The following is a 23,824-nucleotide window of genomic DNA, read 5'->3' on the forward strand; positions in this document are numbered from 1 at the left end:
GGGTGCGGGTAGTCAGAAACCGGGTTTTTTGGGAGAATGCTTTGTTATGGCGTGCAAATTGGGAAAAAAACCCGGTTTCTGAATGATTAAACCGCAGAGGCCGCAGAGAGCGCAGAGGAAGAGAAGAGAGAAAAGCCCTTGATTTAGTGGCCGATTATGAATATGATAATCAATATCAAAACTTGAAATACAGTCTAGACACACTACTAACTACCCGAGGTTTGATTCATGGATTGCAAAACTGCTACTTTGGTTTACGAAACAGGAAATCCCCTGGAAAACATTCGCAAGATGTTTCCCGAAGCTTGGCAATTTTTGACAGCTCAGTCTGCTGCTTTTGTGGCTGGTAAAGATGATGCTTTTGATGCAGAGATTAAAAAGTCGATCCTCTCCGAGGGCTGCGCTAACGGCAAAACGCCTTTTGAGTTCAGAATTACTCACCGCGACGATACGGAACAATTGACAAAAGATATCTCTGAGTTGTTGGGCGATATCACTTCTCGCTTACTTTTGGAACAGCATTTTTCTCAAGTTGTCGGTCGTCCTATTTATTTCAGCACAATTTGCTGCTCCAGTCACCTGACAGCCGATCGCGAATTGACATTAGACGAAGTTTTGCCGATTCAGCGGGCTGCGGTTAAGTTGCAATAGTTAAGCTGTTGTTCTAATTATTGCGGGCGAGAGTGCAACGCTGGATTTGACGATCGCTGGTACAATGCGATCGCACGCCATTCTCGCCCCTGAAAGGTTTCTCGCGACTGGGCCAACTTGCAGGGCTGCTAAACCACCAGTTACAAATAATTCGCATCCAGCCCAACGCAGGTGTTTGTCTAAAACTGGCAAACCTTTAACAATTTCAATCGGATGAGTTTCTAGCATTTCCTCGAACAAAGGATCGGCTGTAATATCTAATTTAGTGCCGGTTGCCAGCCAAATGCGATCGACAAATAACATCTCCCCACCGCTACAATCAACAGCCCATCTGTTATTTTCCCACCGAACTCCAACAACTTCGCACTCTTCGTGAAATTTCAGTTTTTGGCTGTGAGACAACCTGCGTAACTGCGTCATGATTTCCGGTGTCATCGAGCCGCCATTGCGAGCTTCTTGAATAGCTTCCCAACGTTTATGACAATCAGCTTCAGCGGCGAATCCTTTCAGGTATTTTGGCCCCAACCAACCAGCTTCGGCATCAAATAGTTTTTCTTGGAAATAGCGCCGCGTCATTAACATCACTTTTGATCCTCTGGCAATTGCTCCTACTGCTAAATGTCCGCTAGTTAGCCCGCCACCGACAATTAATATTTGTTCTCCTGATAATTCTAAATTTCGTAAATCTACTTGACTAGAGTGGCGAATTCTTTCGGCGGGATGCTGTGTTTTAATTTGATTTACCCAGGCTGGGAAATTCAGTTTTCCGCCGCCTGTGGCGACAATTACTCGGCGGGCGATCGCACTTTTGCCATCTTCAAACCACAGGCGAAAACGGTCAGATTTCGGCTGAATGCGAGTTACTTTTGCTTTGATAACTCGATCGCCCAAATCCCACCGTTTAACTGTATCAGCGCAAAATTCCTCAAATAACCGACTTCCTGGCAAATCGTAGGGGGGAAACAATTCGGAGGAGCGATTTTCGGCAAACCTCCGCAATTCGTAAGGGTTGGGATCAGGGTGGTGCACTGCGGGCGATCGCAAATGCCCAATTTCTAAAGCTGCAAATTGCCTCCGCCACTGTGTCAGCCATTCGCCGCTCGGATCGAATGCTAAAAGTTTATCCCGCAGGCAGTTGCGTTTTTGCAAAATGTGTGCAGTTAGAGTTAGGGCGTGGGGCCCAGCGCCGATTAAAGCTAAATCAATTTGGGGCGGCGTAGCTGCTGATGTCGCTTGCATGGAGAATTGCTGATTTGCGAATGATAACAATTCTCATTATAGGTCGATCGAGCATTTCCGCTTGCAGGTTTCCAAATAGACTGTATTCCAAGCATTCGCTCTCAATTCTAGGAATTATCTGCGTTAATCAGTGTTAAGGAGCCTCATATCTGCGGTTGCTCTGTCGATCGAAGATTTACGCAACTCTAAGGCAGCGCCACAAACCTGTAATCATTGCCTTGGCGTTGAACCTGTACTAAAATCGCTTTGTTCCATCGATCGCCCGTTGGCAAAAACCTCACATCTTCACTCGCACCAGAGGTAACGAAATTCGGAGCCCTAAGTGCTTGTTGCAATCCTTCTCGCGTATTGCTGCGCTGCAAACCGCTGATAATAGCTTTAGTCGCGTCAAAACTCGTAGCGGTTCGCCAATTCACGGCACCTCCCCACTTTTGAATCGCATTCTTAGAAAATGGGTTGTTGGGATTAGTGTCAGGATGCCACGGAACCGACAAAACCAGCCCGTCAACGTCTTTGTTCCCCTCTTTTACCGTTTGAAAGGTGTACAGTGTCGTGCTGCCGTAGAGTGCTAATTTGCCAGCATTGAGGCGAGCTAGGTCGATCGCGCGATCGATGCGATCGATATGAGGTGCTAGCATTAACGCTTGTGCACCTTTGCTAACAGCATCAGCAATGCTAGCACTCGAATTAAAAGTTGGCGTTGAAAAGTCACAAACTGTAGGCACTACCTTGCCACCCAAAGCCGAAAACGACGAAACAAATTCATCCTTAAACGATACGTTATCAGGAGCTTGAGAATCATAACAGATAGCAACATTAGTTTTGCCAGCTTTCTTAACCATATATTCTGCTAAAGGAGCCGCCATCGATTGAATCGCGGGGACTGTCCGAAAAATATAGCTACCGAAAGCTGATAAATTGTTAGCAAAGCTAGTTGGTGTAACCATCACCAATTTTTTTTCTTGATAAATGGGAGCAGCAGCCAAAGAAGCATTGCTAGCATTGTGCCCGATGACTGCTAAAATTTTCTGATCCTTTACGAATTCGGTTGCAACTTCTTTGGCAAAATCTGGACTGTTGTCATCGTTGGCAATCAAAACTTGCAAACCCGCACCATTAATCCCTCCCCCAGCATTAACTTCCTCTTGAGCTTGGGCAACTCCTCGGAGCATTTCTTGGGCTACATTCGGGTTAGTGCCAATCGGAACGCTGACGGCTATTTGCAGAGAATTATCATTGTTGATTTTGGCATTATTTAAATAAATTAGAGTCTCTGGATCGTTGCGATTTTGTTGCAGCGATTCCCGAAAGTTTTTAACAGCTTCTTTGTAATTACCCTCAGCAAAAGCTTTGACACCTGCTTGTTTTCCTGCTGTTGTTTGCGATGGCATCAATATCTTATCTCCCCAACTGAGACGACTGTTACCAGAAACTAATCTAGGTGCAGTGCTGCCATTTAATATCTGTGGAATAAACGTGAATGCACCCCAGGCAATCAAAGGAAATGCAATAAAAACAATTGGGGGCGGGCCTTTCCTTTTTTGAGGTTGCTGATACATAATTAGTTCTCCTGCACTAGATTTTGTTTAGATACTTTGATTTCTGTCAGCATTTCCTGGCACAGTCTAATAAATCTGTTACTTACCAGCAAATACTCCCGCTTACAACCTGTAGAAATATCTACATATAGCCCTTCTCAGATAGGTGAGGTACGTTGTTGGGCTTTAGCCCTCTGAGTTTAAGCGGTTATATAAGCTGTCAGTCATACCTCATGTTTTTGAGAAAGGCTATATATTTGATTTAGCTCGACGAGCGCAATATTAGCTGCTAGGCTTTGGCGACATGAGTTTCTTCCTGTCCTAGGTTTATATGATGATTATGAATAAAAGCTTTTTTAAAGTCAATTCATAAAGTCATTGGATGGACTCATAAAAATCATATTATTAAGTTCATAAAAGTCATATTCGCCTAGGTTGGCTTCAATAACTCATCTCATGCCTGTTGTATTACCGCAATAAAACGTGTTTGTAGTGAGGACTTTAGTCCGCATCATCCGAGGACTAAAGTCCTCACTACGAACCAACTTTATTGGGAGCGTTCTTTTCGGACATGATAGAATTCTTCCACAATACTGTGTATGTGGCTCAAAACAGCAGTTGGGCGATCGCTCTTTCCGAGCGTAATATGTGTTCCTTGCACGCGGAGAGTAGAAGCTACGTTGCGATCGCGCCTGCCCTCACTGCTTCTATATTCCCTACACGCGCGGTTTAAAGTTTAAGAATTGTGTCAAACTTTCTCTAATTGTAACAAAAGCAAATTGTCAAGTCCCTCAAATGAGTTGTCACACAAACTTCTAGTAATACTATTTTTCTAAAGATCCGATAGAGATCGAGGACGACAAGAAATTGTAATTTATCCACTTTCCCTGTTTTCTAAAGTTTTTCATAACTTGACAAAAATGGTATAAATCTATCTAAACCTTTGGATGAAATCAAGGTTTATGTAGGTTATTGGTGGGGTGGGGGCGGGTTTATTTAGATTGTTTGTATTTGTTAGATATTGTGGGTGAACCCGCCCCTACCAACCAAATTTTTAGATGCAACCGTAAATTCAAATGTACATTTTTCCCCGATTTGTAGGGGCGGGTTCGCCAACAATAATCGTCAATAACCCACAATCTTGTAAACCCGCCCCCACCCAACAGTAATACCATTTTTCTAAAGATCCGATAGAGATAGAGGACGACAAGACATTGTAATTTATCCACTTTCCCTGTTTTCTAAAGTCTGTCATAACTTGACAAAAATGGTATAACAGCGAGGTGAAGGAATTATTGGCTTTTGCTAAATCTTCACTAAAATATGGCGTAAGATATGCAAGTTTTTCTTGATGTACTTTGCATATCTTACGCCAGAAGTCTTCAAAAACGGAGAGGGTGGGATTTGAACCCACGTTAGAGTCACCCCTAAAGTAGATTTCGAGTCTACCGCATTCAACCGCTCTGCCACCTCTCCAATAAACTTGGGATGCGAGCTAAAAGTATTTTACCGCACTATGCGCCACATTGTAAATCCTTACAGAAAAGAAGTTTGATTTTCTTCCGATTCCAGAGTCGTCTTAAATCCCCCTGCTGGCGTCCACTGAAGAGCTCCGTCGCGCCCTGTCCAGAAAATCTGGGTTTTGCTTTGGCGCAGTTGGGCGGCGGTTTCTGGGTCGATTTCGTCCGCAGATGCGATCGCCACTTGTGGCCGAACTGCACCCAATAACTCCGCTGTCAGGGTTTTTCCCGACCACAACAGCACTTCTACCCGCTTCAATGTTCCCGTGGCTGCTAATCTCTTTGATAACATACTTTGCGCTTCCGGTGTCATTTCACCGACAAGCAACCAAGTGCGTGAAGCGAAGCTATCCCGAAGGGAATCGCCCACCAGCAATTCTACCACCGGGATTTCGGCATCCACGAACTGCAACCGCGTCAAACCCAGATCAATTTTGCTGTCAGTTTCTAAAGGAAAGTAAACGCCTTGGCGAGATTGGACAGCCGTCATAAATTCCTGATTGCTGCCGCGATGAATTTGTTTGGGAGCGTTATTATCATAAAATGTTTTAATTGGCAAGCGTTGTAATAATTTTCCCCAACCGCCGCTCAAACCTAAATGACCGTGAGTGGCGATCGCAAAATTTACAGAATTAATTCCTTGCTGCTGCAAAAAAGGCAATACTGTAAACCTCACCGTATTTTCATCACCAGTATTAATTAGCGCCACTTTTCCCTTATCTTGAATCACTAAAACTGGTTCATCAGATGTCGTCGCCAGTAAAGTAACTTGAAACAAAGATGCTTGAACGTGCCAAGCTGGTAAAACTATGATACTAATTCCCGCCATCAGCGCCAGCGGTAAAATCCAAGCCGAAGAAATCCGCAACGCAAAAACTCGGCTTTTCCCTTTCTTCCCTCTCCCATTTCCTTGATTCTTGCCTTTTCCTAATTCCTGTTTCCCTCTCCTATCTTCCTGTTTCCCTTTTCCCTCGGACTTTTTCCTTATATCCGTTACATCCGTTACATCCCGCACATTGCTCGTTGCCGAACTTCCCCCCAGCCAAACCCAGCAGATTAAACTGTAAAGCGCGATTAGCTGAAACACCGATACTTGACCGACTGCTACTGAATTACCGGGCAATTGCGAGAAATATTCGGCGATCGCAATTAACCCCTTTGCCGGATAGTCAAGCAATTGCGCTAACACACTCCCAGCCGGCGGAAAAATCAATCCAGCCAAAGCGCTAACCATCCCGCCAATACTCAAAATCCACAGTAAAGGAGCCGCAATAATATTGACTAAAATGCTGTAAGGTGATACCACACTAAAAACGTAAAGTAGCAGCGGTAGCACCCAAACCGAAGCGGCGATGGGAACCACCAGAATTGAAGCGATCGCAGGCGGCATCCAGTCGAACTTTGCCATCAGCGGTGGCGCTGTCACCACTAATCCCAAAGTCGCCAAAAAACTCAGTTGAAAACCTAAATCCCAAATCCACAAAGGGTTAACTAGCAGTAAAATAGTAGCAGCGATTAACAGCAATCCCAACGGCTTAACTTCGCGACTTAGTACCAAAGCAAATAGTGTACCAAATCCCATCAAGGCGGCGCGGCAGATGGAAGCTTCAAAGCCTGTTAATCCCACCAGCAAAAATAAAGCACCGACGCCAAAACCAAATTGTAATTGTTTGGAAAAACGCCTGGTTAAAGCTAAAACTAAACCCAAAACCATCGAAACTTGAGTACCCGAAGCTGCGATCGCGTGGGCCAATCCAGCCTGCACAAAAGAGTCGCGGATGTTGTAAGGTAAATCAACTGCTTGTTTGCCCAGGGCGATCGCACTAATCAACGGCCCTTCGGGAACACTCAACTGCGATACTTGCGATCGCACAATCCGCATCCGCATCGCTTGAATTGGCGACGGCTGCATCCCGGTTGACTCCCAGAAAGCACCCATTTTGGTGTTAAGTCGGTTGACATCCGCGATCGCATTTTCTCTCTTCCAGTCAATCTGACGCCCTTTGAGTCCTGCAAAAGCCCCTTCTCTGGCTAAATATGCTTGAAAATCAAAAGCCCCTGGATTCGACGGCGGCTGCGGTTTGTACAACGAGCCCACAACTGCGACTGTATTGTCGGCGTACAAGCCCGTTGCTTGCAGCAGGGGTACTGTAACGTAGAGTTTGCCGGATACTGGGCGGTTGACGACTACTCCTCCTTCGCCGCCGTTGATTTCGCTAACTGCATCCGTATCTAGCCAAAATTGCGATCGACCCGATCGAGTTAATCGGGGCGTACTAGCCAGTCTACCGCGAACTGTCACCGCCACTTCTTGAGTGTTTCCACCAACGGGAATCAGTTTGCTGATGTCATTCATTGCCGGTTGGGGCGATCGAATTGCAAAATAAATGCTAGCCAAAAATGCGATCGAACCCGCGACAGCCCACACCCATTTTGCTCTCGGCAGCATCTCAAGCAAACTCAATTTTTCCCTCGTCTCTAAGGGTTCCTCCAGACCATTTTCTTTAGTTCTGCTGCGTCTTTTATTAGTGGTTTTGAAAGAATTCCTTGTATATTTTAACAACAATTTTGGCATAGCGACTGCGACCGCTATTCCTAAAGCAAATATTGCGTATCTACCCCAAGAAACTCCTGTAGATATCAATCCCACAATGTAGGCAAGACAGAAAATGACACCCGTTGCTTGATTCATTAATTAGAAACTATGGAATAAGTCATTGGTCATTGGTCATTAGTTATTAGTCATTAGTTATTAGTAGGTCAACTGTCAACTGTCAACTTTCATCAGGGACAATGAAATAAATAGAATCCATCGTTCCCGCAATTTAATAACGTCCTGACTGTCTTGGTAGTTACTAAGATTAGCAATTTTTGCGATCGCAAATACAGTTTGTTTTACTTTTCCAAACCGCACAGTTTAAGCTAAAAACTCGATATTTAGATTTGATTTTTGGACTGGATTCCCCTAAATTCTGCTAAAAAATGGCAGTAGGAGTTGACTTTAAGCACTCCAGTCATGTTCCCGGTTTAAGAGACACTTTGGGTCTTTTGTCCCCCCTTTTTTAAGCTGAGTTAGGGGGGACAAGAGCTCATCTTAACGACAACAGACTGGTACTACCCTAAATAGACAGACCTAATTTTAAACCGAAAGCCGCGTGCAGCACCATAAGTGCCAGGGCAGTTGTTCCCAAATAAGCGTGAACCGCCCGCAGTGCCAGCTTATTGCCTCCAAAACCTGTAAGCGAAATCAAGCTACCAGCAGCGAGCAAAACCAGCACTCCCGATCCCGTCCAAAAGTGCGGGCTTTCCATAACAGGCTTGTGCTGCATTACCAGCGACAGCAAGCCGCCTGTATAGCCCAAAGCTAGAAACAGAAACATCCACGGTGCTAGCTTGCGGTGATCTGCTCGACTTTTGAGCGCGACATCCTTATCGGCGGCCAAACGTCCTTGCCATCCCGTATATCCAACGAAGCTACCCATGGCCACAACCACGATTCCCATCATTACAGGATGTCCCCAATGGGTAATTGGTTCGGGAATTCCGAGACTGCGAAATTGGCTGGCGATGGGTTCTAGAAGTTCGCTTAAATTTACCATTTGATTCTGACTCCAAGCTTGGTGATAAATATTTTGGGAGAAATTATTAAGATATTATAAAATATTAGTAGCAACTGCGATCGCCCACTTCAAAAAACAGTTTAACCATGTTGACAGTTGACAGTTGACAGTTGACAGTTGACAGACTGATGACTACCCTTTGAGTTCGCTAGGGGCAAGATGACTGATGACTGATGACTGAGACTTGTGCTACAACAGCCAAACATGACGCAGTAGCTTAAATTTAGACAAAACTTAGCCGGCTAAAGCCGGCTGTGAGATTTGTTACAGCAGTGATGCTGTTTTAAGTTAATTTTGAGCCTTATCAGCTCAATCGAAAAGCAAAAATAAACGCAATTCGTCCGCATATCCACCCTGGGGCGGCTTTTCGCCCAATCTTCACAGCCTCATCCTCACTCTGGATGTTAAATTTTACCTGCCTGCTCATAGTTAATTTCAATGCCTTGACTTTTGAATGTCAAAGTGAGAAATTAACATCGCAGGCGACGAGCATTAGCACTTTTACTTTTGGCGAATCGCTCTTAAGACAGAATCAACTGCTGCCAAAAAACTAGAGGTTCCAAGTTAGACACTTTTTGCATAAAGTATACAGATACCTTTAAACCAGGAAAATCAGGCTGATGCCGGAGTTTTCTGTCTGTGGCACAATCTGAAATGAAACTTTCACGTCAGATGTTGCGGTATCTGTCAAAGCTTTTAACTGAATGTTAAAAGCACCATTGATATCGCGTCATATAGCATGACTGATGTCGGCCCTGGCAGACTTCGATCGACTGACGGCTAAAATGAGTGTCTAAAAGCACCCTGAAATTCGCCTTGTCTATTGAGCTGCCATTGCTGTGCAACCTGTTCCTCTCAACTAACTCGTTGGGGATTTGGTTGCAGGTGGCAAACACCGACTTTCGCTGCCGCTTTCCTCGGAACCGTGCAATTGCTAAACTCGCTGCGCCGTCGCCAAAGTAGCTTCCGAAGGTTGGATTTGGTACTTTACGAGATTTGCCAGTTCTTGTAACTGACTAATCGCCTCTGCACCTTCTAGTTTCATCAGTTCGCGATCGTCCCGCATCTCAGTCCATGTGATACCGTAATCTGACACTAAAAATCGAATCAGATGGTTGTCCGTCAAACTGACCATAAATGAGGCACTGTTCATCTGACCCCCGCAAGTGTAGCAGGATGCCAGATAACCTCGACGCTCTAGCACGATCGCCAAAGCCTGGAGGTTCATGACCAAATCTTGGACGAATTTACGGTGTTGTTCTGCAAGTCTCAGAAACACAGTTTTTCTCCTATCACCACGCCGTATATTTTACACCCAATTTCATAATTTCTTAAGAATTGAGTATCTAGGTGCTGGTTCAGTATACGTTTAGTATGCTGAAAAAAAATCGAATTAGCGACCTCTTCAGCCTACCTTTACTAGATTAACCGAGTTGCGATCGCAACTAAGTATCAGCAGCGACATTCACCTCAAACACTATCTAATCCGAGACTCTGGCCCCGAAAAAACTTGTGCTGTGACGGCTGATTCAGCCCTCGAACAGCCCAAAGATACAAATAACTAATGATAGCAATGAAGTTAGTTAAGTATAGTAGTTCAATCGCCCTGGGGATACTCATCCCAAAGTGTCGTAGTCTGCCGCAAGCTCCGAAAATCGCCATTTCCCAAAATCAAATGGTCGAGCAGCGGAATCGACAAAAACTGCGCTCCAGCAAGCAACTGCCGTGTCAAAGCTATGTCCTCCGGGCTCGGCTCGACATTCCCCGAGGGGTGATTGTGCGAGATAATCGCCCGCGTTGCCCCAAGGCGGATTACTTCCCGAAAAATATCCCTCGGGTGAGCTAAAGTTTCGGTAGCTGTGCCGATCGTAATTACTTGAGTACCCAGCAGCCGATTTTTGACATCCAGCAACACTACAGCAAAACGCTCCTGAGACTGCCACATCAAATCCTGACTCAGAGCATCCGCAGCAGCTTGTGGAGAGTCCACTACGGCCATATCTGGCGGCCGCGACTGAAACACTCGTTTTCCCAATTCCACCGCAGCCAAAATCGAAGTAGCCTTGGCTGGGCCAATCCCGTGAATCTGGGTCAACTCCTGGACGCTAATGCTCCGCAGTACACCCAGAGGATCGCGCTGGTGCAAGCTCAACTGATTTAAAATATACTGTCCGAGTCCGACAGCCGAAAGTTTGCCGGGGCCCTGACCAGTACCCAGTAGAATAGCAATCAATTCCGCAGTCGCTAAACTTTTCGGGCCGCCGGCCATCAGCCGTTCCCGCGGCCGTTCGCTACTCGGCAAATCCACAATTCTTAAGCTGTAAGTCATAGATGCACTGGCACCGCAAGCTCAACAATTAAATCATCTTAGCCGATGATCGTGCTTCTTGAAATCAGTACGATCGCCCAAAACAACTAAATAATTAACCGATGTTGTTTGTGCGTGGAAATTTAACACAATGTTTCTATTCTGGAGCGACTGCTGCTTAGGGTGCTGCCAAGCCAACCGATACAAACGAAGTGACCATCAAAACGCCGTAAACAGCGACAGATAGCTTGCGAGTTGCTAAGCTGTTCTGCATTTAAACTGTATGTCAAGAAATAATCCAAGTCTTGTGGGATGGGCTTTGAGCATCGTCCCGAATATGCAATTTAAATGCACGACAGCTTAGTCCCACCCATTGAGGATTTACCAAATCCAGACAAAATGCTGGCGTTGAAAACAGGAAAGTTAAAACAAATAAGCTGGACATCAGGCACCTCCTCCTTCGCGAACTGCACCGATCGATAAGGTGAGGTATGACACAGAGGTTACATAACCACTGAAACCAAGAGGGCTCGCATCCCAACAACGTCCGCGAATCTTTCGCTAGAACCGCTATATTTATCCAATTATCAGCTAAAAAATCCGCTGAAAACAGTTGCGATTGATGATTTATAACTTAAGGATTATTGCCGTTTCTCAAACAATAATCAAGCTGCTTAAATCTCATGCTTTAGCTAGTTGTTAAAAAATAAATGTCTTTTTATGTCGCCAGAAAATCTAGCTTAAAATAGAAACTAAATTCTTTACTCAAAATATGCAAGTCCGCTTTAACGTAGTCCGCCAAAATCAAAATGAGGCTCCCCGCATTCACGCTTACACCTTAGACGTGGATGAGAGCAATACCATCCTAGACTGCCTCAACAGCATCAAGTGGGAACAAGACGGCACTTTAGCTTTTCGCAAAAATTGCCGCAATACAATTTGCGGCAGTTGTTCGATGCGAATTAACGGGCGATCGGCTTTAGCTTGCAAAGAAAATGTCGGTAGCGAACTTGCGAGATTGCAAAAAATAGCTAATTCGAGTTCAGCACAACAGCCTGCCGATGTCATCCCAGAAATTACCGTCGCCCCCATGGGAAATATGCCGGTAATTAAAGATTTGGTGGTTGACATGACCAGTTTTTGGGATAATCTGGAAGCTGTTGAACCCTATGTCAGCACTGCCTCGCGAGCAATTCCCGAACGCGAATTTCTGCAAACTCCCGAAGAGCGATCGAAACTCGACCAAACCGGCAACTGCATCCTCTGCGGCGCGTGCTATTCTGAGTGCAACGCTCGGGAAGTCAACCCGGATTTTGTCGGTCCCCACGCCCTAGCCAAAGCTTACCGGACGATCGCCGATTCCCGCGACAGCGAAACCGAAAATCGGCTGGAAAAGTACAACGAAGGAACCGCAGGCGTCTGGGGCTGCACCCGCTGTTACTACTGCAACTCGGTTTGTCCGATGGAAGTGGCGCCGATGGATCAAATTGGTAAGATCAAACAGGAGATTCTCGATCGCCAAGACGACCAAGCCAGTCGATCGATCCGCCACCGCAAAGTCTTAATTAATCTCGTCAAAGAAGGCGGCTGGATAGACGAGCGGAAATTTGGCATCGAAGTAGTCGGAAACTACTTCCGCGACGTTCAAGGTTTGCTGAGTCTGGGCCCCTTGGGTTTGAGAATGCTCGCCCGCGGCAAATTCCCGCTGTCCTTTGAGCCTTCTGAAGGTACCGAAACCGTGCGAAATCTGATCGAATCGGTGCAAAATTTAGAAAAGTCAGCAGATTAACTTTCTGCTGTCATTTTCCGGTAAATTACAAGTTGTGTTCAAAACATTGAGCACAGAAGATGGGTCAAAAGCCACCCCGTTGAGGTGGAAATTAAATAAGGATAGTTCATTATTTCAATCCTTTTCCCACTATCGAAGTGCTGTCAACCGGAGCATCTCATTTTTGATTTTTAAGAAATTGGTTTTTTTGCAAAACGGAGATGCTCCCGCTGTCAACTGTCAACTGTCAACTGTCAACTGAATAAAATGACTGCTAAAACTCCTCCGTCTCCAACACCATCAACTCCTGAATCCCCCAAAAAACCCGAACCTGCATTTGGTTGGAATGCCTACGCCGAACAAATCAACGGACGATTTGCAATGGTGGGATTCGTGGGACTTTTGCTGCTAGAATTTTTCACCCGCCAGGATTTTTTTACCTGGCTGGGTCTCCGTTAAATTAATGTAAATCAATCCAGAATGAAGGTTGAAAAGTTATCATTTTTCAGCTTTCATTCTGATTTTAATAAATATTTAAAATACAGTCGTTTCAATTAGAAATGCAGTTTTAAAACACTGATAATTGCAGGCAAACCGATGAATTTACCAAAGTTAATAGTAGTTGGTTGTAGTGCGATCGTCCTAAAATTATCAAGACACGGCAATGCCGTGTCCTGACTCCGAAGTTGCGTTCATATCATGTCCGGTCAATTACCATCACAAAAACAGTTTGTAGTGCGGACTTCAGTCCGCAGCATTTTGCAGTTTGTAGTGCGGACTTCAGTCCGCAGCATTTTGCATTTTGCAGTTTGTAGTGCGGACTACGAACTTATCTGATTGCGGTTAATCGATCGGATACGATATCAAACTAATTTCCAGTCACTTCACGGATAATCAAACTGTACTTACCTCTACCTTTTGGAGGTGGATCGTAAGCATTGACAACTACTCGGTAGCGACCGCTTGCAGACAAGGTAAGAGTTAGCTCAGAATTGGAATTTTGCTGCGTGACATCATCATTTTCTCCCAGTAGCTCGCCCTGGGAGTTGAGGACAGCCAGATAAGTATCAAACTCGCTACTTTCTACATTGACAACCACTTTCTGACCCTGAGTGCCTTCAAAGGTGTACTCATCGTACAAACTGCTGTCCGAGGGCAGTACCGAAGACTTAGAAGTTGTGAGTTCTCCCTTTTGCTCTAAAATGATTTTAGACGATCGCCCATCAGGACTTGGCGAAGGTTGTACAGTTGGGGTCTGAGTTGGCGAGGCCTTTGGAGTTGGCAGCCCAGAAGGCGACGGGTTGGGGCTTGCTTGAGCTAAAACAGCCTTGCCCGCTTGACTCGCATTATGTGAATTTTGAGGAAATTCTGCTGAAACGATCGGGGAAATGCTGTTAGTAACTCCACCTAAATTTGACACTGGTACGGAGAGAGTCGGTTTCCCAGAAAAAATAGCTAGTAGAGCAATTGGCGCGATCGCCCAAAATCTAATTTGACCCATGAATTACCTCGATAGTCAGTTGACCTGTGACAGTTGACAGTTGACAGTTGACCTGTGGCAGTTGTCAATAGTCAGTTGTTAGTTGTTAGTTATGAGAATGAAGAACGTTTTAACTGCCAATCACTAATCACCAATTACCAATTACCAACTTTTAGCGGATAGTTAGATTGTAACGACCCCGACCTGAAGCATCATAAGCATTGACAATCACGCGGTAGCGACCCGTAGCTGGCAAATTAACGCTCAGAAACGCATTTTTGCTCGAATCGCTCGCATCGTCATTTTCTGCCACTAATTTGCCGTTAGGGTCAAAGATAGCCACATAGGGATCGAAATCTGTACTTTCCAGGGAAATGCTGACAGACTGACCCGATCGACCTTCAAAAGTATACTCGCGATACAGACTGTTATCAGAAGGCAATACCGGGCCACCTGCGACTAAAGCGCCTTCTTCTTGCAAAATCGCCCGAGAAGGTGCGCTAGGAGCACTCGCTTTCAGTTCTAACGTATAAGCCCCCAACTGCCTAGCTTCGTTGGAATTTGCCAGCAACGTGTAAGTGCCATCTGCTGGGAGCCTGACTGTAATTCGGGCGTTTTTATTGCCCGCTCCGTTATCATCTTGCGCGATTTCGCGCTCGTTGGGGCCGAGCAAAATTAAATAAGGGTCTATCTCTTGACTTTTCATTTCTATTGTGATTTGCTGTCCCGCTTTTCCCTCAAAGGAGTAGAGGTCAAAAAAGCTGTTGTCTGCAGGTAGAATGCTAGACTTGTCGGTAAGTTTGCCTGTGACGGCGGGCCCGTTTAACGCAACTTTTTGAGGTGATTTGTTGCCAAATGGCGATCGCCTTTGAGCAACGCGGGGAGCTCGCCCTTCTCGCACCGCACTCAAGAAAGCTGGCACTTTGTCTATGACAATTGCAAAACCGATACCGATATTGCCTCCGCCCTGGCCGCGAGTAAAAATAGAAGTATTGACGCCAATTAATTCTCCAGAACTATTCAGCAGCGGGCCACCGGAATTACCGGGATTGATGGCCGCGTCAGTTTGAATTAAGCCACGGGCTGCGTCGATGCGGCTGACGATTCCGACTGTAAAAGTACCTTGAAATCGACCGAATGGATTGCCGATCGCAAATGCTTGTTGTCCGACTTTCACCGAACCGGCACGGGCTAAAGGAATTGTGGGCAAATTGTTTTGATTGCGAATCTTTACCACCGCTAAGTCTAAACCTTCTTCGCCGAATCCAACGACATCGGCAACCAGTTTTCTACCGTCTGACAAAATTATATTTACGGTACCGCCGGCAGAAACAACGTGAGCGTTGGTTAACACCATGCCGTCGGGGCTGATAATTGTGCCGCTACCGTTAGATTTAGCTGTATCGACGGTAACAACCGCCGGACTGGCTTTTTCGTATACCCGAATGTTCGTTTGTTCTTCGGCATTTTCGGCGATCGGGCCTGTCCGAGGCACTGAGTTAAATTCCGCTAAATTTGCCTTCTGCTGTCCGGGGGGCACCTTAACAACCGCAGCAGCCCTGGCTGCAACCCCAACTATGAAAATTCCTGATACCGCTAAACTTAGAAGTTTGAAATTCATGATCGTGAATTAGTATTTTTTAACGATCGGCAGTTAGCAGTTAGGTGTTCGGGTCAACTGCTAACTATGACCTGTAATTATTTTAGGACTTCGAGAAGGGTATGGATAAATTAAAGCTTGAGATTGCTTTAAGATTTCGCCTGCTGCTGAGTTTTCGGTAAGTCGATCGACTTATAGGGCCAGAGTTTGGTTGCAAAACTAAGATAAGCCAGCAGTTTCGGCAATTCTCGAATCTTCTGGCGAGCGATCGACAATATACTTAAGATTAGCGTCCCGCACCACAGCATCCTCATCGCCGTAGAAAAAAGACAGCAAAGCAAAACGCTCACCGCTAATCATCGCCGTCGCTTCGTGTAGCAAAGAACACGAAAAAATAATCGCCGTACCAGAATCTCCTTTATAACCGTGCGGTGCGTACTCCGGAAAGCGCAAAAATCCCCCCGTGTACTCCCCCACATTCAAATTCAAAGTCATCGCAAACCTGCGGTGTACCGTACCTTTGCTCGTATTGTCGCGGTGTGGATTAAAATAACCGCCACTTTGGGCATCGTAACAAGCTATTAAATACCGTTCAAACCGAGTAATTTTAAACTGGAAAGCTTTTTGTACTTCCGGTACCACCCTACGCAGAATAATCGCACTCAATTGTCGCTGCAAATTCGGGTTTTCAATAAATAAATCTCGACGTTTCTTGAAATTATCATCGTGAATGCCAACAGTTTTCCCATCTATTTGCCTCATAAAACCTGAGGGACTGCCACCGTCAGCCTTGTATATATCGATCAAACTGCGACAAAATGCTTTGTCCAAAACGTTAGGAATTACCAACACCGGGGCGTGGCGAGTGGCGGCTCGGGCTTCCTCAATAGGAGGCAAAGTTTTGATGAAATCTAACACTTGTCGGGCGTGTTGGTGCGGTTCGCCCATCGGCAAAATGTTAATTATCTGAAGGTTTTCGTTGAGAACAAAGGTTTGGGGGGCATATTCAACTCCACCAACTCCATTTTGTTCGACATCTTTGCAAACACCGTACTGCTGGCTGAGTTTTTTGTCGAAGTCCCAGAAAAAGATGAATGACGGAGCAATTAGTGGGGCTGTGTTTTGTTCTTTGTCTGCTGCATCAACGCTCACTCCGAACAGCGCTACTTGCAAAGTCTTGAATTCTTCTGAAAGCTCTTGAAAGCTTTTGAGCATAACTTGGATTTGTTCAAAAGCTGCGCTAGCAAAGAAAAATAGCACGACTCGTCGGCCACCAACCGTCGAGAAATGAAATAAGGGGTTATTGCTCGAAGCAATCGAAAACCAAGGCGCCGGATCTCCTATTTCCAGTAAGGGCATATTGCAGATTTTAGATTTTAGATTTTAGATTTTAGACTATTGTACTTTGGGTTAGTTCCAGAATTTGTATTTTGTGCGATCGCAAAGATTTGTAGTGATGACCTTCGTCCGCAAATATGAGAAGGACTAAAGTCCTCACTACAAACCTCATAAGGATTATTTATAGGAATACTATTAAATATATTTCAAGATTGTTTTTATTAGCTTTTTTCACTACTTTAGTTATTTAAACATTCTAAGATCTGAGAATAAGTAGATGGGCATCAATAAACGCAACGTGAACAAACCTGACGGTCAACTGAGTACAGTTAGACCGCAGGCTTCTTTTTCCTTTTTTGCAAAGGCTTTTTTGAGTGACGGAGTTCCCCCGCCACTTTCGTGATTCAGACCAATTTTCTTGATAAGTTTGGCCGAATTTTCATCTCGATCCAAAGACTCGCCGCACTGACAAGAATGCCACCGCTGGGATAATTCTTTCGGAACTTTGTTGAGGCAATGCCAACAATGCTGGGAAGTTCCCTTCGGATCGACAAACAAAACGATTTTACCCAATTTCCAGGCGACATACTTGAGGACGTTGGCAAATTGACCGTGAGCAGCATCAAGTATTGATTTATTCAAGCCACTTTTAGCCGCTTGACCGTTTGGCAGATAAACCAGACTACCGTTTTCAATCTCAGTCTTGGGTTTGGCACATCTAGTTAGATTCTTGAGACTCAAATCTTCAACCACTAAAACATCGCATTTGCCAAACAACTCATGTGCTGTTTTGAATTGAAAATCAAGTCTCGCTAAGGCTACAAATTGATGCAGCTTAGAAATTTTGTCTTTGATAATTTTCCAAGGCTTAGAACCTTTAACTCTCGACGCTAGTTTCGCCTGAAGATGAGCTAATTTCTCGGCAGATTTCCTCAAGAACCTAGGATTTTCAATCCTTTCGCCATTAGAAAGGTAAGCGTAATTGGTAATTCCCAAGTCAATACCAAGAGTGTTTTCATCAGTCGGTTGAATTTCGGCAACCGTCACGGGAACCGTCTTATCTTCTAGCGTCAGGGCAATATACCACCCGTCTGATCCTTTGATAACTGTCCCCGTCTTAACCGTGAATCCTGTAGGTATTGGACGATGGAATGCCATCGGTATTTGACCTATTTTGGCAAGGTTAATACAAATCCTATTTTGCCGATCCTTGATAATATCTAAATTATCTAATTGGGGATAAGTGAAAGATTTGTAGTAATGGAATCCTTTAAACCGAGGCTTGCCTCTACGATTGCCATTTTTGTCGGGCGTGGTGAAATTTGAGAAGGAAGTTTCCACTCGGTTGACCACATCCTGCAAAACTTGAGAATTCAAAACTTTGTAGTCAGGAAACAGCTTCTTAATGTTTTTTAGATCGGCTAACTGGATGGTTTGCCACTGCACATATCCGCCTTCAATGTTTGAAAAAACATCACCTTTCCTGGTTACAGGATTGCCTGACTCATCCTTCTTTCTGCCATCCCTAGTTTGCACTCTGGTCAAGGGAATATTTTGATAAATCTCGTCAACAGGTACTATGGATGCAGTTAAAGGGCAAGAGTTGACGGGTGTTCTCGTTGCTTCCCACCATATAAATCTTTCGCTCAATCGGTAGTTGTACTGACGGCGGCATAGTTCTAGGTGAGTCGCAATCGTTACCAATTGGGTTTTTGTGGGCTTGAGGCGGTATTTGTACGTCAGTTGCATAGAAACTTCCTTTTTTTTCGACCTGCTCACAGTTTTAGCACTTAGGAAGTACATTGAAAATCAAGACGCCCCCGAAGACTAATTCATCGTGGCTAAGCTTAATTGTCGGCTTCCGTTCCTCCATCCGACGAGCCTTTCATCCCTCCGGTAATTCATTCGGGGTACTTCGCTTAACGCTCAGATTCATCCCCTCTGAATATACCGAGGGACTTCTCGGCTGGCAGTTAATATCGCTCTTCCATCACTCTAAGAAAGGAAAAATCTGACCATAATTTGATAATGCTTATCTAGTATGGCTTTGTGGATCGATTTTCTAACACCTTCGTTTGTTGGGAGCATTTGGGAAGAGATCCTTTGCTGTCGTGTATTCGAGAATTTACTCTCATGAAAGTGACGAAAGAGCGATATTTGTCTCGATCGCGCGAGAAATGTTTAGTTTGACCCACCTACTTAATCTTTGCCTATTTATCGAAATTGGGGGAACTATCCGGTTGGTCTTCCGGGTATTCTACGGGGCGATACTCCACGTAGTCTGATGGCGGTGCTTCTATCTCGCGGTTGCTGGGGCGAGACCTTGATGCTTCGGAAGGCCGGGGTTTTTTGGTTCTCGGTGGCCCGTCAGAATTGCGGTTTTCCGAAGTTGGGGGGCGGTTGCGGCTGCTGCGGGCCGGTCTTTCTTCGGGGTTGTCTGAAACGTCCCAGTTGTCAGAGCCTTGGGCGGGCGGGGCTTCTGGGCGCGCCGGACGTTTGCGCGAGGGAGGGCGATCGATCGACGACTCCCGAGATGCGTTCCCGTTACCGTTGCGATTCGACGAGGGACGGCGGCGGGGCTCATCGTCGTAGGCTTCCCGCGAGGAACGATTTTCTTGACTGCCTCTAATCCGGGGACGTTGCGGGTAGTCTTCCTCTGGTTCTATCTGGTCGAAGTCGTTATCGTAGCCATCGTAAGCGTAAGCGTTGCTGACTGGTCGCTCTTCATCTACGTATTGCGATCGACTTTTAGCTTGGGCTGTGGTCGCTCCCCGCAGTTTGATGCTTTCGGCTGCAAAAAATATGGCGGAACCTGCAAGTAAAAATTGACCGAATGCCAGAATTGGGTCAAGCCGCCATCCTTGAAATAACAGAATACCGCCACAGAGCAAGCCCACGGCTGCAAAAAAAATATCGTGGTCTCGGGCTAGTTTGGGACGCCACGATCGCAGAAAATACAGTCCTGCCCCTGCTACTGCTAGGATGATCCCTAACAGGCTGCTCAAGTTCAATCCTAAATTGACCATTAGCCTATCTCCTATCTCTTTCCTATGTTAGCGAGTTAGATTTTACATCTATCAATAAGTCTGTCAGTCTGTTATCCCGACTGTGGTTTCACAGGGCAGCATCCGGTGAAGCTTTCAGAACAGGGAAGCGCACCTTATAGTTATGAGTTTAACGGGAAAAAACCTCAGCTTGGCCCTCAACCGAAGGTTTTGCCTTCACAGTTGCTGGTAGCCGAGGTTTCACAAGCAGGAAAATGCCCGACGTGCAGCCGAATACTGACTTACAGCGCCTGACTTAAGTCCCGCCGACTTTTTAGGTGCGCTTGATTTTGTCTTTTTGGCTGATAAAGATCAGGGCGATGGTTGCTGGAATGACTACCAGCGAAACGCCGACCAGCAGGCTGTACAAAAAGTTCGCGAGTGAAGGAGTCATAAATTCAAGACCTTTGTTACAACAATTTGATTTTTATTAATTTTATCAGCAGTCAGTTCTCAGGGAGAAGTTCGGCAACGGATTTTGCAATGGATGTGGTGCTACCAGCAATATTTTTACCCTGGAAAACTCTAAACCTCTCAGCCTCAAACCCTCTAACTCTTTCCATCCGAAGGTATAAGGCCGGAATAATTCTGCCGATCGTGTTCGATCGCACCTGTGAAACGGTTAAAATTATGAAAGGCTGACTTCACAAAACTTAAGATTTTCGAGATAAGACCCATGACTGGTATTACCGTTGCAAGTTGGATTCTGGGCTCTGTTCTAGTATTGATGACTTTGCTATTTATTTTTCGGATCGTTCTGACTTGGTATCCCGAGGTGAATCTGAGTCGTTTACCGTTGAGTTTGATTGCTTGGCCGACGGAACCTTTTTTAGCCGTAACTAGAAAGATTGTACCGCCGATCGGCGGAGTGGACATTACGCCGATTATCTGGGTGGGCATCTGTAGCTTGCTGCGAGAAATGATGCTCGGCCAGCAAGGCATCCTGACGATGATGATGTAAAATTTATTACTCACATCAAGGTACGTTGTTGCGCTTCAGCGCTCTTTTGCATATGTCAAGGAACCCAAATTAAATAATTTACACATATTTTGTGGGATGGGCGTCCCGCCCGTCCTTTCTTGACGGGCGAGACGCCCATCCCACAATACTGTAAAATTTGTTACTCAAATCTAGGTACGTAGTTGCGATGAAAGCGCTCTTTTGCATATATAAGGAGCGCTGAAGCGCAACTACGTACCTTTGTTGCTGGCAGGGTTTGATTAATGACCACTAACCATTTTGGCCCATGAACTGTTCGACAAAATTCGTGTAAACTTCGCCCCTGAGAAACTCGGGGGAATCGAGGATTTTTTGGTGGAAACTGAGGGTGGTGGGGACGCCGGTGATGGCGCATTCCCGCAACGCCCGTTTCATCCTGCGGATGGCTGAAGGTCGATCGCGCCCCCATACAATCAATTTACCAATTAAAGAATCGTAGTAAGCCGGTATTTCGTAATCGGTGTAAACGTGGGAGTCCATCCGCACGCCAGGGCCGCCGGGAGGCAAAAAGCCGGTGATTCTGCCGGGATGGGGTCGAAAGTTGCGATCGGGATCTTCAGCATTGATCCGGCATTCTATGGCGTGGCCGCTGAGAATTACTTGGTTCTGCTTAATTTGCAGTTTTTCACCTTGGGCGATCCGAATTTGTTCCGCGATCAAGTCCAGCCCCGTAATCATCTCCGTGACTGTATGTTCCACCTGAATCCGGGTGTTCATTTCCATGAAGTAGAACTTGCCCGATTTGTCAAGCAAAAATTCCACAGTCCCGGCACCCGTGTAGTTGATGGATTTGGCCGCGGCAATGGCGGCGTGACCCATTTGATCTCGCAGTTTCTGGCTGAGGGCTGGACTGGGCGCTTCTTCCAGGAGTTTTTGGTGCCGGCGCTGAATCGAACAATCTCTTTCGCCGAGGTGGATGACATTACCGTAGTTGTCAGCCAGGATTTGGATTTCGATGTGGCGGGGTTTTTCGATGAATTTTTCGAGGTAAACTCCTGGGTTGCCGAAAGCTGCATCGGCTTCGCCTTGGGCTGCTGAGAATAGTTTGGGGAGTTCCGATGCTTCTCTGACTAGCCTCATGCCGCGACCTCCACCGCCGGCGGTGGCTTTGATCATCACAGGATAGCCGATGTCGCGGGCGATCGACAATGCCTCGTGTTCGTCTGCCAGCAATCCGCCGCTACCGGGAACCGTGGGGACTTTCACCCGCTGCATGGTTTCTTTGGCAGTAGATTTGTCGCCCATTGCCCGCATGGCTGCCGGAGACGGGCCAATGAAAGTAATCTGATGATCCGCGCAGATTTCGGCAAATCGGGCATTTTCGGCGAGGAAGCCATAGCCAGGGTGAATCGCTGCGGCGTTGCGCGTCAGGGCAGCCGAGATAATGTTAGGGATGTTTAAATAGCTTTTGCTACTGGTGGGGGGGCCGATGCAAACGGCTTCGTCGGCCAACTGAACGTGCAGGGCGTGCTTGTCTACGGTGGAGTGAACGGCGACCGTGGCAATCCCCATTTCCTCGCAGGTGCGTAGTATGCGGAGGGCGATTTCCCCCCGATTAGCGATTAAAATTTTCGAGAACCCCATCTTCGGTGCTTATTCACTCAATATTCTGTAGAATAATCCCTTTCGGTATCTTCTGGATAATGGTTGCCCATAAATTCTTAATAAAAATTTATTTTACATTTTGGTGATAGTTGTGCTATGGTTTTAAATCGGTGGTCGAAAAGGGCTAGTCACGAGTTAAATGTCAGGAACCTCAACCTGTGCGTGTTTAACTGGTAACGCAAAAAAATCCCAGAGATTGTCGGAAAGAGCGGATGTGGCGGAATTGGTATACGCGCACGCTTGAGGTGCGTGTGGCATTATGTCCTTGCGAGTTCGAGTCTCGCCATCCGCATTGAATATGTAAAACAACTGTTGACAGTTTTGGCTGTTGGCAGTTGTTTTGTTTTTGATGGGTGGGTGGCCAGAAACCGGGTTTTTGCGAGAATATTTGGTTACAGGCGAAGATTCGGGAAAAAACCCGGTTTCTTGGATTTTATTTGCTGCTATACTGTAGACACTATGTATATACATCCTTAAACAAGGTGAACTCCTGAGAATAATATTACTAGCTAGAGGATTTGACTATGGTTGGGACGATCGCAAAGTGGGGAAACAGTCTTGCTATTCGGATTCCACAGCATTTGGCTAAAGAGATTAACTTAGTGGAAGGTTCCCAAGTGCAGCTTGTCTTGATAGATGGTAAGCTGACGATCGAGCCGATAACTCGTCGGCGGTATTCGCTTGAGGAGTTGATTGAGGCGATTACTCCAGAAAATCTTCATACTGAGATTGACAGTGGAGTTGCTGTGGGGAATGAAGTTTGGTGACACAATCAAATCCCTACATTCCGAGTCGAGGCGATATTGTTTATTTAGACTTTGACCCCACTAAAGGACACGAACAAAAAGGACTTAGACCTGCTTTTGTGCTGTCGCCTCGTGCTTATAATGAGAAAAGTTCTTTAGCTTTATTTATGCCTATTACCAAGCAACAAAAAGGGTATCCTTTTGAAGTTGCTTTGCCAATTGGATTAAAAGTTCAGGGAGTGATTCTTGCAGATCAAATCAAGTGTCTAGACTGGAAAGTTCGCGGTGTTCGATTCGTTGAGTCTGTATCTGAAGATGTGATTGAGGAAGTACAAACCAAAATTGAGCCGTTGTTATTCTAAAAGTG

The 23,824-nt window shown here is 45.8% G+C and carries 24 protein-coding genes and 2 tRNA genes; 11 read left to right on the plus strand and 15 right to left on the minus strand.

Annotated elements, in window-relative coordinates:
• The first annotated feature begins 228 nt into the window (after positions 1-228).
• A complete protein-coding gene (locus tag QZ918_RS07380; protein ID WP_293148931.1) occupies positions 229-651 on the plus strand; it encodes a hypothetical protein in 423 nt (140 codons plus the stop codon).
• On the opposite strand, the gene QZ918_RS07385 is transcribed toward QZ918_RS07380, so the two are convergent.
• Together QZ918_RS07385 and QZ918_RS07390 are read right to left on the minus strand one after the other, a co-directional pair.
• Complete coding sequence (locus tag QZ918_RS07385; protein WP_293332930.1) at positions 652-1,890, minus strand: FAD/NAD(P)-binding protein; 1,239 nt, start codon at positions 1,888-1,890, stop codon at positions 652-654. It abuts the gene before it with no gap.
• A 185-nt stretch (positions 1,891-2,075) separates the two neighbouring features.
• On the minus strand, positions 2,076-3,449 hold the full coding sequence (locus QZ918_RS07390; protein ID WP_293332933.1) for an ABC transporter substrate-binding protein: 1,374 nt from the start codon (positions 3,447-3,449) through the stop codon (positions 2,076-2,078).
• Between the two features lie 550 nt (positions 3,450-3,999).
• On the opposite strand from QZ918_RS07390, the gene QZ918_RS07395 reads away from it, so the two are divergent.
• Positions 4,000-4,161, plus strand: coding sequence for a hypothetical protein (locus tag QZ918_RS07395; RefSeq protein ID WP_293332936.1), 162 nt, complete (start codon positions 4,000-4,002; stop codon positions 4,159-4,161).
• A 656-nt stretch (positions 4,162-4,817) separates the two neighbouring features.
• Here the strand turns inward: QZ918_RS07395 and QZ918_RS07400 are convergent.
• The 4 genes from QZ918_RS07400 to QZ918_RS07415 form a co-directional block, all read right to left on the minus strand.
• A tRNA-Ser gene (locus QZ918_RS07400) sits at positions 4,818-4,904 on the minus strand.
• Positions 4,905-4,964: 60 nt separating this feature from the next.
• On the minus strand, positions 4,965-7,397 hold the full coding sequence (locus tag QZ918_RS07405) for a ComEC/Rec2 family competence protein (protein ID WP_367275278.1): 2,433 nt from the start codon (positions 7,395-7,397) through the stop codon (positions 4,965-4,967).
• 670 nt (positions 7,398-8,067) lie between these two features.
• Positions 8,068-8,547 carry a DUF4079 domain-containing protein gene (locus tag QZ918_RS07410; protein ID WP_293332942.1) on the minus strand — a complete coding sequence of 160 codons (480 nt, stop codon included), beginning with the start codon at positions 8,545-8,547 and terminating at the stop codon, positions 8,068-8,070.
• A 955-nt stretch (positions 8,548-9,502) separates the two neighbouring features.
• On the minus strand, positions 9,503-9,847 hold the full coding sequence (locus tag QZ918_RS07415) for a DUF1815 family protein (protein ID WP_293148941.1): 345 nt from the start codon (positions 9,845-9,847) through the stop codon (positions 9,503-9,505).
• A gap of 154 nt (positions 9,848-10,001) precedes the next feature.
• Between QZ918_RS07415 and QZ918_RS07420 the strand changes: the two genes are divergently transcribed.
• Positions 10,002-10,133 (plus strand): hypothetical protein, encoded by a 132-nt coding sequence (locus QZ918_RS07420; RefSeq protein ID WP_293332945.1) that lies wholly within the window; start codon positions 10,002-10,004, stop codon positions 10,131-10,133.
• Between the two features lie 32 nt (positions 10,134-10,165).
• On the opposite strand, the gene radC is transcribed toward QZ918_RS07420, so the two are convergent.
• Entirely contained in the window at positions 10,166-10,897 is a 732-nt protein-coding gene (gene radC / locus QZ918_RS07425; RefSeq protein WP_293148944.1) for a RadC family protein, read from the minus strand.
• Between the two features lie 265 nt (positions 10,898-11,162).
• Entirely contained in the window at positions 11,163-11,321 is a 159-nt protein-coding gene (locus QZ918_RS07430) for a hypothetical protein (RefSeq protein ID WP_293332948.1), read from the minus strand.
• 327 nt (positions 11,322-11,648) lie between these two features.
• On the opposite strand from QZ918_RS07430, the gene QZ918_RS07435 reads away from it, so the two are divergent.
• From QZ918_RS07435 to QZ918_RS07450, 4 genes are all read left to right on the plus strand, one after another.
• A complete protein-coding gene (locus QZ918_RS07435) occupies positions 11,649-12,665 on the plus strand; it encodes a succinate dehydrogenase/fumarate reductase iron-sulfur subunit (protein ID WP_293332951.1) in 1,017 nt (338 codons plus the stop codon).
• A gap of 34 nt (positions 12,666-12,699) precedes the next feature.
• Entirely contained in the window at positions 12,700-12,906 is a 207-nt protein-coding gene (locus QZ918_RS07440; protein ID WP_293332954.1) for a hypothetical protein, read from the plus strand.
• A 5-nt stretch (positions 12,907-12,911) separates the two neighbouring features.
• Positions 12,912-13,103, plus strand: a complete 192-nt coding sequence (locus tag QZ918_RS07445) for a CAB/ELIP/HLIP family chlorophyll-binding protein (RefSeq protein WP_293332957.1) — start codon at positions 12,912-12,914, stop codon at positions 13,101-13,103.
• A gap of 240 nt (positions 13,104-13,343) precedes the next feature.
• Positions 13,344-13,481 (plus strand): hypothetical protein, encoded by a 138-nt coding sequence (locus QZ918_RS07450; protein ID WP_293332960.1) that lies wholly within the window; start codon positions 13,344-13,346, stop codon positions 13,479-13,481.
• A 31-nt stretch (positions 13,482-13,512) separates the two neighbouring features.
• Here the strand turns inward: QZ918_RS07450 and QZ918_RS07455 are convergent, their stop codons facing one another.
• The 6 genes from QZ918_RS07455 to psbX all read right to left on the minus strand — a co-directional run bounded on the left by QZ918_RS07455 (position 13,513) and on the right by psbX (position 20,500).
• Positions 13,513-14,145: a pre-peptidase C-terminal domain-containing protein gene (locus QZ918_RS07455; RefSeq protein WP_293332963.1), complete on the minus strand. Its 633-nt coding sequence runs from the start codon at positions 14,143-14,145 to the stop codon at positions 13,513-13,515.
• A 151-nt stretch (positions 14,146-14,296) separates the two neighbouring features.
• Entirely contained in the window at positions 14,297-15,745 is a 1,449-nt protein-coding gene (locus QZ918_RS07460) for a trypsin-like peptidase domain-containing protein (protein WP_293332966.1), read from the minus strand.
• A 198-nt stretch (positions 15,746-15,943) separates the two neighbouring features.
• Positions 15,944-17,083, minus strand: a complete 1,140-nt coding sequence (locus tag QZ918_RS07465; protein WP_293332969.1) for a redoxin domain-containing protein — start codon at positions 17,081-17,083, stop codon at positions 15,944-15,946.
• Positions 17,084-17,377: 294 nt separating this feature from the next.
• Positions 17,378-18,811, minus strand: coding sequence for an RNA-guided endonuclease InsQ/TnpB family protein (locus tag QZ918_RS07470; protein WP_293332972.1), 1,434 nt, complete (start codon positions 18,809-18,811; stop codon positions 17,378-17,380).
• 461 nt (positions 18,812-19,272) lie between these two features.
• A complete protein-coding gene (locus QZ918_RS07475; protein WP_293332975.1) occupies positions 19,273-20,088 on the minus strand; it encodes a Ycf66 family protein in 816 nt (271 codons plus the stop codon).
• Positions 20,089-20,380: 292 nt separating this feature from the next.
• Positions 20,381-20,500 carry a photosystem II reaction center X protein gene (psbX, locus tag QZ918_RS07480; protein ID WP_293148964.1) on the minus strand — a complete coding sequence of 40 codons (120 nt, stop codon included), beginning with the start codon at positions 20,498-20,500 and terminating at the stop codon, positions 20,381-20,383.
• Between the two features lie 282 nt (positions 20,501-20,782).
• Here psbX and QZ918_RS07485 point away from each other — a divergent pair, with 282 nt between their 5' ends.
• On the plus strand, positions 20,783-21,067 hold the full coding sequence (locus QZ918_RS07485) for a YggT family protein (RefSeq protein WP_293148966.1): 285 nt from the start codon (positions 20,783-20,785) through the stop codon (positions 21,065-21,067).
• 270 nt (positions 21,068-21,337) lie between these two features.
• On the opposite strand, the gene accC is transcribed toward QZ918_RS07485, so the two are convergent.
• The gene (gene accC / locus QZ918_RS07490) at positions 21,338-22,690 is read right to left on the minus strand and encodes an acetyl-CoA carboxylase biotin carboxylase subunit (protein ID WP_293332978.1); all 1,353 of its coding nucleotides are present in this window, start codon (positions 22,688-22,690) and stop codon (positions 21,338-21,340) included.
• 229 nt (positions 22,691-22,919) lie between these two features.
• Here accC and QZ918_RS07495 point away from each other — a divergent pair.
• The 3 genes from QZ918_RS07495 (at position 22,920) to mazF (ending at position 23,819) form a co-directional block, all read left to right on the plus strand.
• Positions 22,920-23,003 (plus strand) — tRNA-Leu (locus QZ918_RS07495).
• Positions 23,004-23,235: 232 nt separating this feature from the next.
• Positions 23,236-23,478 (plus strand): AbrB/MazE/SpoVT family DNA-binding domain-containing protein, encoded by a 243-nt coding sequence (locus tag QZ918_RS07500; protein ID WP_293332981.1) that lies wholly within the window; start codon positions 23,236-23,238, stop codon positions 23,476-23,478.
• A complete protein-coding gene (gene mazF, locus QZ918_RS07505) occupies positions 23,475-23,819 on the plus strand; it encodes an endoribonuclease MazF (protein ID WP_293333157.1) in 345 nt (114 codons plus the stop codon). The genes QZ918_RS07500 and mazF overlap by 4 nt, the downstream gene beginning before the upstream one ends.
• Positions 23,820-23,824 lie beyond the last annotated feature (5 nt).

It is taken from the genome of Microcoleus sp. CAWBG58, assembly GCF_020883045.1.
In the GTDB taxonomy this organism is placed as follows: Bacteria; Cyanobacteriota; Cyanobacteriia; order Cyanobacteriales; family Microcoleaceae; genus Microcoleus.

Coding starts and splice junctions, on each gene's coding strand:
- QZ918_RS07380 (WP_293148931.1), top strand. CDS start 229: ATGGATTGCAAAACTGCTACTTTGGTTTACGAAACAGGAAATCCCCTG.
- QZ918_RS07385 (WP_293332930.1), bottom strand. CDS start 1,890: ATGCAAGCGACATCAGCAGCTACGCCGCCCCAAATTGATTTAGCTTTA.
- QZ918_RS07390 (WP_293332933.1), bottom strand. CDS start 3,449: ATGTATCAGCAACCTCAAAAAAGGAAAGGCCCGCCCCCAATTGTTTTT.
- QZ918_RS07395 (WP_293332936.1), top strand. CDS start 4,000: ATGATAGAATTCTTCCACAATACTGTGTATGTGGCTCAAAACAGCAGT.
- QZ918_RS07405 (WP_367275278.1), bottom strand. CDS start 7,397: ATGCTGCCGAGAGCAAAATGGGTGTGGGCTGTCGCGGGTTCGATCGCA.
- QZ918_RS07410 (WP_293332942.1), bottom strand. CDS start 8,547: ATGGTAAATTTAAGCGAACTTCTAGAACCCATCGCCAGCCAATTTCGC.
- radC (WP_293148944.1), bottom strand. CDS start 10,897: ATGACTTACAGCTTAAGAATTGTGGATTTGCCGAGTAGCGAACGGCCG.
- QZ918_RS07430 (WP_293332948.1), bottom strand. CDS start 11,321: ATGTCCAGCTTATTTGTTTTAACTTTCCTGTTTTCAACGCCAGCATTT.
- QZ918_RS07435 (WP_293332951.1), top strand. CDS start 11,649: ATGCAAGTCCGCTTTAACGTAGTCCGCCAAAATCAAAATGAGGCTCCC.
- QZ918_RS07445 (WP_293332957.1), top strand. CDS start 12,912: ATGACTGCTAAAACTCCTCCGTCTCCAACACCATCAACTCCTGAATCC.
- QZ918_RS07450 (WP_293332960.1), top strand. CDS start 13,344: ATGTCCGGTCAATTACCATCACAAAAACAGTTTGTAGTGCGGACTTCA.
- QZ918_RS07455 (WP_293332963.1), bottom strand. CDS start 14,145: ATGGGTCAAATTAGATTTTGGGCGATCGCGCCAATTGCTCTACTAGCT.
- QZ918_RS07460 (WP_293332966.1), bottom strand. CDS start 15,745: ATGAATTTCAAACTTCTAAGTTTAGCGGTATCAGGAATTTTCATAGTT.
- QZ918_RS07465 (WP_293332969.1), bottom strand. CDS start 17,083: ATGCCCTTACTGGAAATAGGAGATCCGGCGCCTTGGTTTTCGATTGCT.
- QZ918_RS07470 (WP_293332972.1), bottom strand. CDS start 18,811: ATGCAACTGACGTACAAATACCGCCTCAAGCCCACAAAAACCCAATTG.
- QZ918_RS07475 (WP_293332975.1), bottom strand. CDS start 20,088: ATGGTCAATTTAGGATTGAACTTGAGCAGCCTGTTAGGGATCATCCTA.
- psbX (WP_293148964.1), bottom strand. CDS start 20,500: ATGACTCCTTCACTCGCGAACTTTTTGTACAGCCTGCTGGTCGGCGTT.
- QZ918_RS07485 (WP_293148966.1), top strand. CDS start 20,783: ATGACTGGTATTACCGTTGCAAGTTGGATTCTGGGCTCTGTTCTAGTA.
- accC (WP_293332978.1), bottom strand. CDS start 22,690: ATGGGGTTCTCGAAAATTTTAATCGCTAATCGGGGGGAAATCGCCCTC.
- QZ918_RS07500 (WP_293332981.1), top strand. CDS start 23,236: ATGGTTGGGACGATCGCAAAGTGGGGAAACAGTCTTGCTATTCGGATT.